The 16,144-nt window shown below is 35.8% G+C and carries 15 protein-coding genes; 13 read left to right on the forward strand and 2 right to left on the reverse strand.

From position 1 onward, the window contains the following. The first annotated feature begins 27 nt into the window (after positions 1-27). The 12 genes from PXG98_RS02420 to pheS all read left to right on the forward strand — a co-directional run bounded on the left by PXG98_RS02420 (position 28) and on the right by pheS (position 13,738). A complete protein-coding gene (locus PXG98_RS02420; RefSeq protein WP_276388809.1) occupies positions 28-894 on the forward strand; it encodes a DUF58 domain-containing protein in 867 nt (288 codons plus the stop codon). 3 nt (positions 895-897) lie between these two features. Further along, positions 898-2,562: a BatD family protein gene (locus PXG98_RS02425; protein WP_276388810.1), complete on the forward strand. Its 1,665-nt coding sequence runs from the start codon at positions 898-900 to the stop codon at positions 2,560-2,562. Further along, positions 2,562-3,560: a vWA domain-containing protein gene (locus tag PXG98_RS02430; RefSeq protein ID WP_276389255.1), complete on the forward strand. Its 999-nt coding sequence runs from the start codon at positions 2,562-2,564 to the stop codon at positions 3,558-3,560. Before PXG98_RS02425 ends, PXG98_RS02430 begins: the two co-directional genes overlap by 1 nt. Positions 3,561-3,562: 2 nt before the next feature. Beyond that, the gene (locus PXG98_RS02435) at positions 3,563-4,609 is read left to right on the forward strand and encodes a VWA domain-containing protein (RefSeq protein ID WP_276388811.1); all 1,047 of its coding nucleotides are present in this window, start codon (positions 3,563-3,565) and stop codon (positions 4,607-4,609) included. Position 4,610: 1 nt separating this feature from the next. After that, positions 4,611-5,456, forward strand: coding sequence for a tetratricopeptide repeat protein (locus PXG98_RS02440; protein WP_276388812.1), 846 nt, complete (start codon positions 4,611-4,613; stop codon positions 5,454-5,456). Continuing rightward, positions 5,453-7,240: a BatD family protein gene (locus tag PXG98_RS02445; RefSeq protein ID WP_276388813.1), complete on the forward strand. Its 1,788-nt coding sequence runs from the start codon at positions 5,453-5,455 to the stop codon at positions 7,238-7,240. Before PXG98_RS02440 ends, PXG98_RS02445 begins: the two co-directional genes overlap by 4 nt. Position 7,241: 1 nt before the next feature. Continuing rightward, entirely contained in the window at positions 7,242-8,003 is a 762-nt protein-coding gene (locus PXG98_RS02450) for an SH3 domain-containing protein (RefSeq protein ID WP_276388814.1), read from the forward strand. 61 nt (positions 8,004-8,064) lie between these two features. Then, complete coding sequence (locus PXG98_RS02455; protein WP_276388815.1) at positions 8,065-8,355, forward strand: hypothetical protein; 291 nt, start codon at positions 8,065-8,067, stop codon at positions 8,353-8,355. Between the two features lie 82 nt (positions 8,356-8,437). After that, positions 8,438-10,018: a SulP family inorganic anion transporter gene (locus tag PXG98_RS02460; protein ID WP_276388816.1), complete on the forward strand. Its 1,581-nt coding sequence runs from the start codon at positions 8,438-8,440 to the stop codon at positions 10,016-10,018. A 32-nt stretch (positions 10,019-10,050) separates the two neighbouring features. Continuing rightward, a complete protein-coding gene (locus PXG98_RS02465; protein WP_276388817.1) occupies positions 10,051-10,677 on the forward strand; it encodes a carbonic anhydrase in 627 nt (208 codons plus the stop codon). A gap of 85 nt (positions 10,678-10,762) precedes the next feature. Next, the gene (locus PXG98_RS02470; RefSeq protein WP_276388818.1) at positions 10,763-12,631 is read left to right on the forward strand and encodes a SulP family inorganic anion transporter; all 1,869 of its coding nucleotides are present in this window, start codon (positions 10,763-10,765) and stop codon (positions 12,629-12,631) included. An 87-nt stretch (positions 12,632-12,718) separates the two neighbouring features. After that, a complete protein-coding gene (gene pheS / locus PXG98_RS02475) occupies positions 12,719-13,738 on the forward strand; it encodes a phenylalanine--tRNA ligase subunit alpha (protein ID WP_276388819.1) in 1,020 nt (339 codons plus the stop codon). 34 nt (positions 13,739-13,772) lie between these two features. On the opposite strand, the gene PXG98_RS02480 is transcribed toward pheS, so the two are convergent. Continuing rightward, positions 13,773-14,249 carry a CYTH domain-containing protein gene (locus tag PXG98_RS02480; protein WP_276388820.1) on the reverse strand — a complete coding sequence of 159 codons (477 nt, stop codon included), beginning with the start codon at positions 14,247-14,249 and terminating at the stop codon, positions 13,773-13,775. A gap of 3 nt (positions 14,250-14,252) precedes the next feature. Continuing rightward, positions 14,253-14,948 carry a Rossmann-fold NAD(P)-binding domain-containing protein gene (locus tag PXG98_RS02485; protein ID WP_276388821.1) on the reverse strand — a complete coding sequence of 232 codons (696 nt, stop codon included), beginning with the start codon at positions 14,946-14,948 and terminating at the stop codon, positions 14,253-14,255. Positions 14,949-14,975: 27 nt separating this feature from the next. Here PXG98_RS02485 and dinB point away from each other — a divergent pair, with 27 nt between their 5' ends. Continuing rightward, entirely contained in the window at positions 14,976-16,079 is a 1,104-nt protein-coding gene (gene dinB / locus PXG98_RS02490; RefSeq protein WP_276388822.1) for a DNA polymerase IV, read from the forward strand. The last annotated feature ends 65 nt before the right edge of the window (positions 16,080-16,144 follow it).

Consider the following 16,144-nt stretch of genomic DNA (forward strand, 5'->3'; position numbering starts at 1 on the left):
CTAGTCTACATTAAAGCTTGAACCAAAATGGATACCAAAGAATTACTTAAAAGAGTTCGTAAAATTGAGATAAAGACTCGCCGTCTTTCTGACCATATCTTTGGTGGAGAGTACCACTCCACTTTTAAGGGTAGAGGTATGACTTTCAGTGAAGTAAGACAATATCAATTTGGCGATGATGTAAGAAGCATAGACTGGAACGTTACGGCAAGATATAACGAGCCTTTTGTTAAGGTTTTCGAGGAAGAAAGAGAACTTACTATGATGCTTTTGGTAGATATTAGTGGATCAGAATTATTTGGAACCTCAAATCGGTTCAAAAATGAAATTATCACTGAAATATCGGCCACTTTAGCATTTTCTGCCTTACAGAACAATGACAAAGCTGGTGTAATTCTTTTTTCAGATGAAGTGGAACTGTTTATTCCCCCTAAAAAAGGGAAGAGTCATGTCTTAAGAATCATTAGAGAATTAATAGAGTTTACGCCTAAAAGCAGAAAAACTAATATTGCAAATGCGTTGAAATTTTTGACTAATGTGATGAAGAAAAAAGCCATCGTATTTATTTTATCAGATTTTATGGCTTTAGACTATGAACAGACTTTAAAAATTACGGGTAAAAAACACGATGTTACCGGCATCAGAGTTTACGATAGCCGAGAAGAGAATATTCCAAATTTAGGCGTTGTACAAATGCAGGATGCAGAATCAGGGTCTACAAGATTAGTTAATACACAATCCAAAAAAGTCCGCTCGGCTTACGGACAATATTACAAAGACAGAGTTAACTATTTTAAAGAAGTCTTTGCTAAATCTGGCTGTGGTGTTATTCACAGTAGGGTTGATGAAAGCTATGTAAAAAAACTATTGGGTTATTTTAAACAACGAGGATAAGACTTGAATTTTAGAACTACTAAATATAGCCATAGATTATACGTAAACTCCCTAAAGAGGATTGCCCTTTTAGGAGCTTTACTACTTATGGGTATTGGTGTAAACGCGCAGCAGAAACCGGTACTGATTACTTCTATAGATACTACCCAAATTAAAATTGGGGAACAAATATTATATACAGTCACCGTAGAAACAGATTCTACCTCTGCGGTTCACTTTCCAGAAGGGCAGACTTTTTCTCCTTTAGAAACTGTTGAAGCATTTAAAACGGATACTACGCGAAAAAAAGACAGAATTACACTTCAAAAAATCTACGCCCTAACCCAATTCGATTCTGGAAATTACAAGCTCCCATCACAACGAATTGAAATCGATGGAGTTCCCTACTTTACCGACTCGGCTAGTGTACAGGTAGCAACAATTCCAGTGGATACCGTTAATCAAAAAATGTATGACATAAAGCCGCTAGTAAGTGTAGAAAAAAGCAGTAGTAAACTTTGGCTGTATATTTTATTCGCAATACTCTTCCTAGGACTTATTGGAACAATAATTTATTGGTTTTTTATTAGAAAGAAACCGTTGACTGAAGAAGAAATGGTAGCATTACTACCTCCTTATGACAGAGCTCTGATGGAGTTAAAAAGACTAGAAAATTCCAAATATCTCATACAGGATGAGTACAAAAAATACTATTCAGAGTTAACCGCTATCGTAAGGTCTTACCTGGAAGAAGAAGTAAACATTTATGCCTTAGAAAGTACTACAGATCAATTAATTGAAAAGTTAGAGCTACTGCAGGAAGCCGGGCAGTTAAATCTAAAGCAAGATACCATTAAACAGTTCGAAAGGATATTGAAATCGGCAGATTTGGTAAAGTTTGCTCGTTCAAAACCTCCAACCTCAACCGCAGAAAATGACAGGAAATCTGTAGAAGAAATTGTTATAAAAACTAAGGAAGCAATTCCTGAGCCTACGGAGGAGGAATTAATGCAACAACAAGAATATTTAGAAGAATTAGCCAGAAAAAAGCACAGAAAAAAAGTTCTTTATATCTCTGCTGCCGCAACTATCGCTGTAGTATTTGTACTCAGTAGCTTGGTGGCTTTTAAAGGACCTAAATTAGTATGGGACACTATTACTATGCATCCATCAAAGAGACTTCTTGAAGGAGAATGGATTTCTAGTGCCTATGGCTACCCCCCTATTATTCTTGAAACTCCTGAGGTCTTAGTTAGACAAGAGGTTAAATTAGACCCAGAAACAAAGGCAAATATTAAGGAGTTGCAAGCCTTTATGTTTAATAGTGAGAAAAGTCTTTTAACCATAGGTGCTACCTCCACTACTCTTGCAAAACCGGAAGAACCTGACTTCACAAAAATTGTAGAGGACTTACTCTCCAATTTCGAAAAACAGGGGGCCAAAAATATCATTACAAAGCAAGAAGAATTTAGCACGAAGACCGGTATAAAAGGGATTAAGGTATATGGCAGAGGGAAATTTAAATCTGGAAATTCAAAAGAGCTAGTCAATGGAGAATATACTATCATTCTCTTTGGCGGCAAAGGGTTTCAACAGCAAGTTATTTTGGCGTGGAAAGACGGTGATACCTATGCAGAAGAGATTATAGAAAGAATAGTTAATAAGCTTGAAGTAAAAACGGATGCATGATGTTTGAAAATGTAGAATTTGCAAACCCACAATTTTTTTGGCTGTTATTACTACTGCCATTGGCTATTGCTTGGCATTTTTTCATGCGTAAAGAAGAAAATGCCTCTTTAAAAATCCCGAGTATTGATGGCTTTACTACCCAGGACATCTTACCCAAACTTAAACCACTACTTTTTGCCCTTCGTATTTTAGCACTTGCCGCAATAATTGTAGCAATGGCAAGGCCACAAACCGAAGAGATTTCAACCAGAACTAAAACCACTAAAGGAATAGATATTGTAATTGCTATTGATGTTTCTTCCAGTATGCTGGCAAGAGATTTAAAACCCAATAGACTTTCTGCCTTAAAAGAAGTGGCTGCAGATTTTATTAGAAAAAGACCAAGTGACAGAATTGGTTTAGTGGCATATGCCGGCGAGAGTTATACAAAGACTCCTATTACTAGTGATAAGAGTATTGCCTTGAATGCTTTGCAAGAAATCACCTATGGACAATTAACCGATGGGACGGCAATTGGCATGGGTCTTGCAACTTCTGTAAACAGACTGAAAGAAAGTAAATCTATAAGTAAAGTAATAATTTTATTAACCGATGGAGTAAACAATTCCGGTTTTATTGAACCTAAGACTGCGGCGGATCTTGCTGTTGAATTTGATATTAAAACATACACCATTGGCTTGGGAACTAATGGCAATGCTCTATCACCTGTTGCTTACAATGATGATGGCTCCTATAGATATGGTATGAGAGAAGTAGAAATTGATGAAGATCTGCTAAAAGAAATTGCCTCTGTTACCGGAGGGAAATATTTTAGAGCCACGGATAATGAAAAATTAGAAGCCATTTACGATGAGATTAACAAACTCGAAAAAACAGAAGTTGAAGAGTTTAAATATTATAAATACGAAGAAAAATTTAGACCATGGGTCTTATTAGCCGGGGCCTTCTTGTTATTAGAATGGTTTATGCGAAATACACTTTTTAAGAGTTTTATATAAAGATGATTCAATTAGACGAAAAAATATATTTTTATTTACTCTCCATAATACCCTTTATGGTGATTGTGTATATACTCTTGCGTATTTGGCAAACAAGAACTCAGAAAAAGTTTGCTGCGGCCAATTTATTAAAGAGGCTTGCTCCGAACAAATCAGGTTTCAAAACAGGTCTAAAGTTGGTAACCATGATGTTAGGGATAACTTTTTTAGTTCTAGGCCTGGTTAACCCAAAAATTGGAACAAAGCTGGAAACGGTTAAAAGAGAAGGAGTGGATATAGTTTTTGCTGTAGATGTCTCAAAAAGTATGCTGGCAGAAGATATTGCACCTAATAGAATTGAGAAAGGAAAAAGGTTGGTCTCTGAGATTATTAATCAGTTAGCGAGTGATCGTATAGGAATAATTGCATACGCCGGACAGGCATATCCACAACTGCCAATTACAACAGATTACGGCGCCGCAAAAATGTTCTTACAAAGCATGAATACAGATATGCTTTCCTCTCAAGGAACTGCTATTAATGAAGCTATTGAACTGGCGTCAACTTACTTCGATAATGAACAACAAACAAACAGGGTTTTGTTTATTATTTCAGATGGGGAGGATCATTCGGAGGGGTCTACCTTAGACGCAGTAGAACTAGCTGTAGAAGAAGGTATTAGAATTTTTACCATCGGAGTGGGGAAGGAAAAAGGAAGTCCTATTCCTCTTAAGAGAAATGGTATTGTAGAAAGTCTCAAAAAAGATGCTCAAGGCGAAGTTGTAATTACAAAACTAAACGAGGAAACCTTAGAAGACATTGCAAGCGAAGGTAATGGAGAGTATATAAATGGTTCGGATACCGAAAAAGCAGTAGACTTTATTAAAGATCAGTTAGATCAAATGGATAAGACTGAATTTGAAGCGAAACAGTTTGCAGAATACAAAGACCAGTTTCAATGGTTTCTCGGTATTGGGCTAATATTTCTATTTTTGGATATTTTCCTATTGGATAGAAAAACCGAGTGGTTAAAGAAATTAAATCTTTTTAACGAAAAAGAAATAAATTGATATGAAGACCTATTTTGTACTATTCTTTTTGGTGTGCTTTAGCTCTTATTGTCAGGATGAGGAAAAAACCAAGGAGAAAGCATTACAACTTTCCACAGATATTACCTGGAAGGCAAATAAAGAATTATCAGAAAACAACTTTATCGATGCGGAAGTAAATTATCGAAAAGCTATTTCAAAGAGTGAGGAGAATACGACGGCCCCGTTCAATTTAGGTAATGCCTATTATAATAAAGCAAGTTATTCTGAAGCTTTTGGGCGTTTTAAACAGGCTGGCGAAACGTCTGAAGGGAAACCCATGAAACACAAAGCGTTTCATAATATGGGAAATGTGTTTATGCAAAACAAAGATTATGCAAAGGCCGTTGAAGCCTATAAAGAGTCTTTACGAAATAATCCCCAGGACGAAGAAACAAGATATAATTTAGCTTTGGCAAAAGAACTTCTCAAGAAAGATCAACAAAATCAGGATCAGAATAAAGATCAGGAAAACGAGGATCAAGAAAAGGAAAAGGATAAAAACCAGGACCAACAAGATCAGGGGGAAAATGAAGATGAGAACAAAGGTGACCCTGAAGACAAAGAAAACGATCAGGAAAATAATGAAGGGGATCAGGGGGAAGAGGAGAAAGAAGAAAATAAAACAGAAGAAGGAGATGAAAAGGATAATCAAAATAAGCAGCAAGGAGAAGAAGAACAAAAAAATCAGCCAAGACCTAATCAATTGTCCGAACAGCAAATAAAAAATTTGTTGGAAGCAATGGAAAATGAAGAAAAAAAGGTGAAAGAAAAAATGGATGCTAAAAAAGTAAAGGGCGCCAAAACAAAAAATACTAAGGATTGGTGATAAGAAAAAAACTTACATATTACCTAGCTGTTCTATTTGTCATTTTGATCGCTGAGTTGTCATGGGCACAAGACAAGGATGCAGTAACTTTTGAAGTAGAACTTAGCAAAAATACCTTAGGGATTAATGAAAGATTACGGGTAGATTTTGTAATGAATAAGGATGGTGATAATTTTACTCCACCTGATTTTCAAGGCTTTAGAGTGTTAATGGGGCCTTCTCAGTCCATTAGTTCTTCATGGATAAATGGGGTTCGTACCTATTCGAAAACTTACTCCTACACGCTTGCTCCTACTGCCAGAGGAAGTTTTAAAATAAAGCAAGCTTCTATTACCATAGACGGTAAAGTATATAAATCTTTGGCCAAAAATGTTACCGTTACGGCAGCCGTAGATAAACCAAGTGATCAAATGTCCGTAGACAATATTGCGGCAGAAAATCTTCATTTAGTAGCTGAAGTTTCAAAAATAAATCCTTATTTAAACGAGGCTATAAGCGTTGTCTACAAACTATATGTTAGTCCAACAATTAATGTCCGGGATTTTAGACCTCTGGATAATCCTACGTACAACAATTTTTGGAGTCAGGATATGCCATTTACCAAGTACAATGTACAGAATGGCACCTATCAGGGAAAGTCCTACAGGTACGTAGTTCTAAAACGTGTAGTGCTTTATCCTCAGAAATCTGGAGAACTATCCATCGAACCACTTTCGTTAGATGTTAGTTTGGAAGTTCCTACAAACAGAAGAGATTTTTTTGGAGGAAGAGTCTATTCACAGGCCAATAAGACCGTTTCCGCAGGAAAGCGTGTGATACAGGTTAAACCTTTACCTCTCGAAGGCAGGCCGGCAAATTTTACCGGAGCTGTTGGCGATTTTCAGTTTAATGTCAAAACCACCAAATCTAGCCTCAATGCTTCCGAATCCTTACAGGCTATTGTAGAAGTTAAAGGAAAAGGAAACTTAAAATTATTCCAACTTCCGGAACCTTCCGTGCCTTCTTCCCTAGAGGTTTATGATCCTGAATTTAAGGAGGATGTTAAAACTAGCATTTCCGGCATGCAAGGAAAGGTCAGTGACAATTATACAATAGTACCTTCCTTTAGAGGGAAATATCCAATTCCTGGTATATCGTTTAGTTATTTTGACCCTAAGGCTGAAACCTATAAGACTATAACTTCTGAGGAAATAACCATTAATGTTCTCGAAGGTCCCCTAAATAATTCTGGTTCTTCTTCTGAAGTTGCAAGTGCCACAAAAAAAACAATTGTATCTACCGGTGATCAATTTCGATTTATAAAACTAAAACCAGGATTAAGCACTATTGGAACTAATTATTTCTTTGGGTCTACAAGATTTTATCTTTGGCTTTTTTCTCCCATATTACTTATCCCTCTGGCTATGTTTTTTGTAAGGAAAAGAGAAACAATTGCGAGTGACGTAGTGGGCAATAAAATAAAGAAAGCTAATAAACTTGCTAGAAAATATCTGTCGGAATCTAAAAAGGCGCTTGGGGAAAAAGAATCATTTTACATTGCTCTGGAAAAAGCGCTACACAATTACTTAAAGGCTAAATTAAAACTTGAGACTACTGATTTCAGCAAGGATAAAATATCTAGCCTCTTAATAGAAAGGGAAATAGGTAAAGCAACTGTTGATGCCTTTGTAAACCTATTAAAGAATTGTGAAATGGCCCGTTATAGTCCATTTTCTGATGTACAAATGCAGCAGGACTACGAAAAAGCCAGTGAAACAATTTCTCAAATGGATAAAAAGTTATAGCATGAAGCAATTGGTAGGTATACTATTTCTCCTTTTAGTTCAAATCTCACCTGCACAAGAGAACGAAGCCAGGTTTAATAAGGCGACCGATTCTTATAATGCGGGGGACTATGAGGAGGCTATATCGAGTTATTTATCCATTATAGAAGGAGGTGAACATTCTGCCGCAGTATATTTTAATCTTGGAAATTGTTATTATAAATTAAATCAGATTGCTCCGAGTATTTATTACTATGAAAAAGCGCTTCTTTTAAAACCTCAGGATAAGGAAATAAAGAATAATCTTGCCTATGCTCAAAACATGACGCTTGATGCAATAGATCCCTTACCGGTAACAAGTCTAAACAAAATTTACAACTCAGTGACAAGGCTGCTCTTCTTTGATCAATGGGCCTATTTGGCAGTTTTCTTTGTTTTAGTCTTTGTTATTTCTTATATCTTATTCTATTATTTCAGTTATTCGAATTATAAAAGAATTTCTTTCAGTATTAGCATAGGGGCATTAATTTTCTCACTTGTTTGCATACTTATTGCCTTTTTACAATACCAAGACTTTAATTCAAACAACCCCGCCATTATTTATGCGAATGAAATTGGCGTAAAATCAGAACCAAATAATCGAAGTCCTCAAGTATTTCAATTGCATGAAGGAACCAAAGTTAATGTATTGGATAAACTTAAGGATTGGAGTAAAATTGAATTATTGGATGGTAAAATAGGTTGGGTTCCCTCTTCAGAAATTAAATTGCTTAAAGATTTTTAAAAATCTTTAACACATAGTTAGCAGTATCCTTTTATATTTGTTATTTAGTCAGATGTTTTACATGAAGTCAGTAATTTTTCCGATACTAAGCTGTATTTGGTTATTTGTTGTATTTGTCCCTTCTAGTCTATTAGTTTTTGGGTTAGAAGAGGTATCCTTTATATCCATAAGTTTGGCAGATGAAGATCCAGAAGAGCAGAAGAATAATGACTTTGATGAAGAAACTGTCCTACAAGACTTTAGCCATCTAAAATCATTCACAAAAACACTAAACACTTTGTTTATTATTCCATCAAAGAGTGTGTTTTTTGGAGTACATATACTAGAAGTCTTTTTACCTCCTCCAGAATAGGCTAGACTATTTAATTTTAGTTTTTTTTAAACCCCTCGCAATTAATATTTAATCCTTATTCTAAGGAATAAACCCTTTCTTTATGTTTCGAAATTTAAAAAGTGATTTACCTGCTAGTATTGTAGTTTTTTTTGTGGCCCTTCCCCTCTGCTTAGGAATAGCCTTAGCTAGTGGAGCCCCGTTATTCTCTGGTTTAATTGCCGGTATAGTTGGTGGTATTTTAGTAGGGGCACTCAGTGGATCACAAATAGGTGTTAGTGGTCCTGCAGCAGGTTTAGCCGCAATCGTATTAACTGCTATTGGCACATTAGGGGGATATGAAAATTTTCTCGTAGCAGTAGTTATCGGAGGTGCCATCCAAATTTTATTTGGTGTTCTAAAAGCTGGTGTAATTGGCTACTATTTCCCTTCTTCTGTAATTAAGGGTATGCTTACAGGAATAGGAATAATTATAATTCTTAAACAAATTCCTCATTTTTTTGGTTATGATGTTGATCCGGAGGGCGATTTCGCATTTATCCAGGTTGATGGTGAAAATACCTTTTCTGAAATTGTCAATACGGTGAATTTCATAAGTCCCGGATCTACCCTAATAGCAATTATTGGTCTTGGTATACTTGTATTATGGGACAAGGTCTTAACTAAGAAATCTAAAGTGTTTCGACTCATACAAGGACCATTGGTGGCAGTTATCGTTGGTATTCTTTTTTTCGTAATAACCAAAGACCATAGTCTTTTATCTATCTCATCAGAACATTTGGTAAGTGTTCCAATTCCGGATAGTTTAGGGTCGTTTATGTCTCAGTTTAGTTTTCCAAATTTTTCAGTGATTGGGAGGCCTGAGATATGGGTCACCGGCTTTACAATTGCACTAGTGGCTAGTTTGGAAACTTTGTTATGTGTAGAGGCAACGGATAAATTGGACCCTCAAAAAAGAGTAACTCCAACCAATAGAGAACTATTGGCTCAAGGCGCTGGGAATATTTTCTCAGGATTGATCGGAGGCCTTCCAATTACCCAGGTAATCGTGAGAAGTTCTGCAAATATTCAATCGGGAGGAAAAACTAAATTGTCGGCAATTGTACACGGTTTTTTCTTACTTATATCTGTTGTACTTATTCCGAATTTTTTAAACATGATTCCTCTTTCTGTTTTAGCTGCCATACTATTTATTGTTGGCTATAAATTAGCTAAACCTGCGCTTTTCTTTTCCATGTACAAATTAGGTTGGAAGCAGTTTATCCCATTTACCGTTACCGTTCTGGGAATAGTGTTTACCGATTTATTAATTGGAATTGGCTTGGGACTAGCAGTAGGAATAATTGTAATCCTGATTAAAAGTTATCAAAATTCTCACTTTTTACATATAGAAGATAAGAGTAATGGGGTTCATAAACTAAAAATGACTTTGGCGGAAGAAGTTACTTTTTTTAATAAAGGAGCTATCTTAAAAGAATTAGATGCCCTCCCGCGAGACTCTTTTTTAGAACTAGATGTGAGTAAAACAAGGTATCTCGATAATGATATCATTGAAATTCTGGAAGATTTTTCTCAAAAAGCGATTAATCGAAATATTGTTATTAAATTAATTTCCGAAAGAGGAGTAGTAGAAAATCCGGAAAGCTATATAGAATTTTTTAGGCTTAGACCTAAAGCTAACTAACGTACAAACTTTAATAATCTAAAATATTTATTGTGGAACTTAAAAAAGTATTCGAAAATAACAAAAAGTGGATAAATTCTAAACTCTCAAAAGACAGCGAGTTTTTTAAAGAACTTGGAAAAGGACAAAATCCTGAACTTTTATACATAGGCTGTTCAGATAGTCGGGTAACTGCAGAAGACTTAATGGGTCTGGGACCAGGAGAAGTTTTTGTCCATAGAAATATTGCCAACATGGTTATAAGTATAGACCTGAATGTTATGTCTGTTGTGAACTATGCCGTAGATCATCTCAAAGTTAATCATGTCGTGGTTTGTGGTCATTATTCTTGTGGAGGTGTAAAGGCGGCAATGCAATCGGCAGACTTAGGAATACTAAACCCTTGGTTACGAAATATTAGGGATGTGTATAGAATCCATAAGGCTGAATTAGATGCTATAGAAAATGAGGATGAAAAATACAATCGATTGGTTGAACTGAATGTACAAGAGCAATGCGTAAACCTAATAAAAACGGCTTCTATTCAAAAGGCCTACAGGGATAGAAATTTACAAGTCCACGGCTGGGTTTTTGATATAAGCAGTGGCAAGTTAATTGATTTGAATATTGATTTAGAAGAGGTATTAAAAAATATTATGGGAATATATCACTTAGACTAGTTTATGCTTGCAATGAATTAAGGATTCTCAAATCCATATTTTTTTCTATTATTTAGTAAGTATTGAACAAGTTGAAAGTTGATATATGAGGAGTTTTATCTCAAGTTTTAAAGGAGACTTTTTTGGAGGATTAACTGCTGGAGTAGTAGCTCTTCCTTTGGCTTTAGCTTTTGGGGTATCTTCTGGTTTAGGGCCTAGCGCAGGATTATACGGCGCCATATTCATCAGTTTTTTTGCGGCTTTATTTGGTGGGACAAACACACAAATTTCTGGGCCAACCGCACCTATGACGGCTGTGAGCATGGTAATTATTGCAGATATAGTCGCGCACAATGACGGAAATATAGAGCAAGCCTTACCAGCTATATTAGGAGTCTTTTTAATGGCCGGTCTATTTCAAATAATACTTGGTGTGTTGGGAATTGGAAAATACATTAGATATATTCCCTATCCTGTTGTATCTGGTTTTATGACAGCAATTGGCCTCATAATAATCATTACACAAATTCTCCCAGCCATCGGCTATTATCCTCAGGAGGATTTGAATTATGTTGAAGAATTTAAGCCTGAGGCTGAAGAACTTATTCTGGAGAATATCTTAGAAGAAGAAGCTGAAGAAGGAATATTAGTATTAGAAGATTTTGAAGAAACAATTAATAGATCCAATGAAATAACCGAAAAGTCTATTCTTAAAGAAGCTAGAACACTGGCAGTTTCCGAAGCTTCTGGCGTTATTGGCACTTTAAAGGTTTTTGCAAAAGCATTTAGAAATATTAATTGGCTTGAACTTATCTTAGCTCTAAGTACCATTATTGTTATCTATGGTTTTAAACGAATAACGAAAACGATTCCTAGTACTCTTACGGGCCTTATACTTATCTCGGGCTTAGCCTATGTTTTTGATTTAGATTACAGGACCATTGAGAAGATCCCGGAAGGTTTTCCTGTCCTTAACTTACAAATTTTTTCGAAATTCAAATTTAGTAGTATCTCACCTTATATATTTACCGCCTTAACATTGGCTTTGCTAGGTGCTATAGATTCCTTATTGACTTCCGTTGTAGCCGATAATATGACCAAAACTAAGCACAAGCCTAATAAGGAATTGATTGGTCAGGGAATAGGTAATAGTATTGCGGCACTTTTTGCTGGACTACCTGGTGCTGGTGCTACTATTAGGACAGTAGTTAATATTAACTCTGGGGGAAAAACCAAATTCTCAGGTATGCTTTCGAGTGTGTTTTTACTTCTAATTCTATTAGTGCTAGGTCCTGTAGCCTCCCAGATCCCTGCGGCTGTCCTTGCGGGAATTTTAATTACTGTTGGAATTTCTGTAATGGATTACAAAGGATTAAGAGCAATTCCTAGCATGCCAAAAGACATTACCATCGGTCCTCTTCGTCTTAGCTCTGAAGTAATGGTGATGCTAGTAGTATTAATATTATCAACATTTTGGAATTTAGTATATGCTGTAGGCATAGGACTGGTTATTGCTTCCCTAATGTTTATGAAAAAAATAGGCGATCTCACGGCCAAAAGGTCTGAGGTAAAAGCGCTTCCTAAAGAAAAACTCTGGCCAGATGAAAGAAATTTTCCTATAAATTTAAAAGAGCAGGTTTTCATTAAACATTTAAAGGGGCCTCTATTTTTTGGTACTACTAGCGAATTTTTAGCACTTTCTGAACAAATTCCTAAAACAGCCGAATTTGTAATCCTAAGGCTTGATCTTATGCAGTATATGGATCAATCAGGATTATATGCCATGGAAGAAGTATTATTGGAGTTGAAAAAAAATGATATCACTCCACTTTTTGTGGACATCCTGGACCAACCAAAATACATGATGGAACGTATTGGTATAATCCCAGATTTAGTTCCTCCAGAACATATTTTTGCCAAATTTAGCAAATGTGTTAAATGGATCCAAAAAACCATCAATAGATCCCAAGTATAATTTTCCCTATATTTTTCTTTTAATACCAACCATCAAAGGAATTATTTTAAATTTGCACTTAATTTATCCGTAGTCCTTTAAGAAAAAATGATAGACGAACTAAAAAAACATTTGGAAATAGTAAACAACTTTTCCTCTGATAGCCCAGAGACCATTGAGGCTTTTAGGATTGAATATTTAGGAAAAAAAGGCTTACTAACACATTTCTTTTCTGAATTTAAAAATATAGCTCCTAAAAACAAAAAAGAGTTTGGGCAGACCATCAATGAATTAAAAAATAAGGCTACAAACAAAGTAAACGACCTTAAGCAGCAGCTAGAAAAAAAGGACGGACTAAACAAGGCCTTTAAAGATCTCACGAGGCCTTCAGAACCTCTGGAGATTGGCGCAAGACATCCTATCTCTATTGTAAAAAATCAAATTATTGATATTTTTTCTCGTATTGGTTTTAATGTCTCAGAAGGTCCTGAAATAGAAGACGACTGGCATAATTTTACAGCCCTGAACCTCCCGGAACACCATCCGGCGAGAGATATGCAAGACACCTTTTTCATTCAGACCAATCCCGATGTCTTATTACGCACACACACCTCCTCCGTTCAGGTAAGGTATATGGAAAATAATAAACCCCCTATCCGTACTATTTCTCCCGGAAGAGTCTACAGAAATGAGGCTATATCTGCCAGATCTCACTGTTTTTTTCATCAAGTAGAAGGTCTCTACATCGACAAGAATGTCTCTTTTGCTGATTTAAAACAGACATTACAATTTTTTACAACAGAGCTTTTTGGGAAGTCTAAAATTCGCTTAAGACCTTCTTATTTCCCATTTACTGAACCCAGTGCAGAAGTAGACGTTTATTGGGGACTAGAATCCGAAACAGACTATAAAATGACCAAGGGTACAGGGTGGTTAGAAATAATGGGTTGCGGTATGGTTGATCCTAATGTTTTGGAAAATTGTGGAATAGATAGCAATATTTATTCTGGTTTTGCTTTTGGTATGGGGATAGACAGAATTGCACTTTTACTACATCAGATTTCCGACATTCGCTTACTTAGTGAAAATGATATTCGTTTTTTAGAACAGTTTAAAAGTGCCTTATGAGATGGGATATTGGAGTATAGCTTTTCCTAAATTCTCAGTCTTTAATCCATTGTTTATAAGGAACTTTACTAAGTCTTGAATTGTAATACCTAATTTCTCCTGTTACCTCATCTCCCATCCATGACGGTTTATAAAACACCTCCGCTTCATTATTTAACTCGATCTCTGCCACAACCAAACCTTTATTTTCTCCTTTAAAAACGTCAACTTCAATTATATGCCTATCTGATTTCACATAGTATCTGTCTTTTTCTAAAACACCATCTTCGCACAGATCCAAAAGAGCCCGGGCATCTGTAAATGAAATTTCTCTTTCCCATTCAAACCTGCTGGCGCCGGAACTATTCGATTTACCTTTTACAGTAATATACCCCTTCTTATTAATCACACGAATACGTACCGTTCTTTCTGGGTGTGTATTTAAGAAACCTTGTTTGATAAACTCTTTCTTAAATGCCAAAGAAATATATTCTTCATTATTAACCAAAAATTTCCTTTCAATTTCTAACATAACTCACTTTATTGGGCGTGTTTCGCCTACGTATCTCCTACTCAACTCCACAATTTTATCAGATATTAGTCTTCCTGATGGATAGGTATTATTTGCAAGCCAGATCATGGATTTAGCTATGCACATTGGTTCAATAGATCTAAATTTTCTTAATCTCCCAATTAGTAATGGGTTTACAATATAAAATAAGTGCTTTATAAATTGCTCCATAAGTCTTCTCTCATCCCTAGAACTATCAATCAGTGAGGGTTGAAGAATATATACAAATGGTATACTTAGCTCTAAAATAATCGATTCCATCTCTCCTTTTACTCTATTATAAAAGATTGGGCTGCCAACTTTGGCTCCTAATGCAGATATTACCATAAAAGTTTTAATTTTATTAGATATACATAATCTTCCCGCCGCCACCGGAATCCCCAAGTCTATTTTAATATATTCTTCTTCCTTGGGTGTTTTAGCTTTTGTAGTGCCAATGCAGCAGTAAACCTCATCTCCCAGAAAGTCATTTTTATAATCTAACAAATTAAAAAGATCGATAATGTGTTCCTGTAATTTAAAATGGGTAATGCCTGTAGATCTTCGTGCAAAAACCACAACACTCTTGTATCTAGTATCTGTCAATAATAGCTGCAAAACTAATTCTCCGGTGACTCCGGTAGCTCCAAGGACAATTGCGGTTTTACCCTCATTTTTCATAGACTTAAATATACCTTAAATTTGAATATGCAGCTCCAGGGACCCTTTCGAAAGATTATTCATGTTGACATGGATGCATTTTATGCCTCCGTTGAACAACTAGATTCCCCTGAACTTCAAGGGAAGCCAATAGCTGTGGGGGGTAATGAAATTCGTGGGGTCGTTTCTGCAGCGAGCTATGAAGCAAGAAAATATGGTGTAAAAAGCGCGATGAGTGGGGTTTTAGCCCGAAAGTATTGCCCAAATCTCATCTTTGTAAAACCAAGGTATAATAGATATAAAGAAGTATCAAAAGCTATCAGAGACATATTTCATAAGTTTACCGACCTTGTAGAGCCTCTTTCTTTGGATGAAGCCTATTTAGATGTTACGGAAAATAAAAAGGGAAATCCCTCGGCCACTCTTCTCGCAGAGGAAATTCGAAAACAAATTTATGCTAAAACCAATCTTACGGCATCTGCAGGAATCTCTATTAACAAATTTATCGCTAAGGTAGCTAGCGACTACAATAAACCGAATGGACAAAAAACAGTAACCCCTGAAGAAGCGTTATCTTTTCTAGAAGGTTTAGATATTCGGAAATTCTATGGAATTGGCAAAGTCACTACTCAAAAGATGTATGCCCTTGGTATTTTTACTGGTAAAGATTTAAAAGCGCAGTCTTTAGAATTTTTAGAAGCTCATTTTGGGAAAAGTGGTTCCTTTTACTACAAAGTGGTCCGAGGAATTCATAATAGTCCCGTTAAGTCTAAAAGGCCGCCTAAATCCGTTGGTGCCGAAAGAACCTTTGAAACCAATTTGAGCAGTGAAATATTTATGGTAGATAAGCTTCAAAAAATAGCCAATGAATTGGACAGTCGTTTAAAGAAATCGGTAATTGCTGGACGAACTCTAACTTTAAAAATAAAGTACAGTGATTTTAGCACACAGTCTCGAAGCAAAACACTTCCATTTTATATTTCTGATAAAAGTATGATATTGGAAACTGCCAAAGAACTTCTACTTCAAGACCAACTAGAAAACTCTGTCAGATTACTGGGCATATCCCTGTCTAACTTAAATACTCAAAACCAGAATAAAAATACTATGGAAGATGAAAAAGTATCTGTTCAATTGCGTATCGATTTTTAGGTTTAAAACCATCAAAGTAAAGAACTTACCCTTACTCTTAAAGCATTTTTTCTATAAAGTAAGCT

Source organism: Eudoraea chungangensis (genome assembly GCF_029360665.1).
GTDB lineage: Bacteria > Bacteroidota > Bacteroidia > Flavobacteriales > Flavobacteriaceae > Eudoraea > Eudoraea chungangensis.

Coding starts and splice junctions, on each gene's coding strand:
- PXG98_RS02420 (WP_276388809.1), top strand. CDS start 28: ATGGATACCAAAGAATTACTTAAAAGAGTTCGTAAAATTGAGATAAAG.
- PXG98_RS02430 (WP_276389255.1), top strand. CDS start 2,562: ATGTTTGAAAATGTAGAATTTGCAAACCCACAATTTTTTTGGCTGTTA.
- PXG98_RS02435 (WP_276388811.1), top strand. CDS start 3,563: ATGATTCAATTAGACGAAAAAATATATTTTTATTTACTCTCCATAATA.
- PXG98_RS02440 (WP_276388812.1), top strand. CDS start 4,611: ATGAAGACCTATTTTGTACTATTCTTTTTGGTGTGCTTTAGCTCTTAT.
- PXG98_RS02450 (WP_276388814.1), top strand. CDS start 7,242: ATGAAGCAATTGGTAGGTATACTATTTCTCCTTTTAGTTCAAATCTCA.
- PXG98_RS02455 (WP_276388815.1), top strand. CDS start 8,065: ATGAAGTCAGTAATTTTTCCGATACTAAGCTGTATTTGGTTATTTGTT.
- PXG98_RS02460 (WP_276388816.1), top strand. CDS start 8,438: ATGTTTCGAAATTTAAAAAGTGATTTACCTGCTAGTATTGTAGTTTTT.
- PXG98_RS02470 (WP_276388818.1), top strand. CDS start 10,763: ATGAGGAGTTTTATCTCAAGTTTTAAAGGAGACTTTTTTGGAGGATTA.
- pheS (WP_276388819.1), top strand. CDS start 12,719: ATGATAGACGAACTAAAAAAACATTTGGAAATAGTAAACAACTTTTCC.
- PXG98_RS02480 (WP_276388820.1), bottom strand. CDS start 14,249: ATGTTAGAAATTGAAAGGAAATTTTTGGTTAATAATGAAGAATATATT.
- PXG98_RS02485 (WP_276388821.1), bottom strand. CDS start 14,948: ATGAAAAATGAGGGTAAAACCGCAATTGTCCTTGGAGCTACCGGAGTC.
- dinB (WP_276388822.1), top strand. CDS start 14,976: ATGCAGCTCCAGGGACCCTTTCGAAAGATTATTCATGTTGACATGGAT.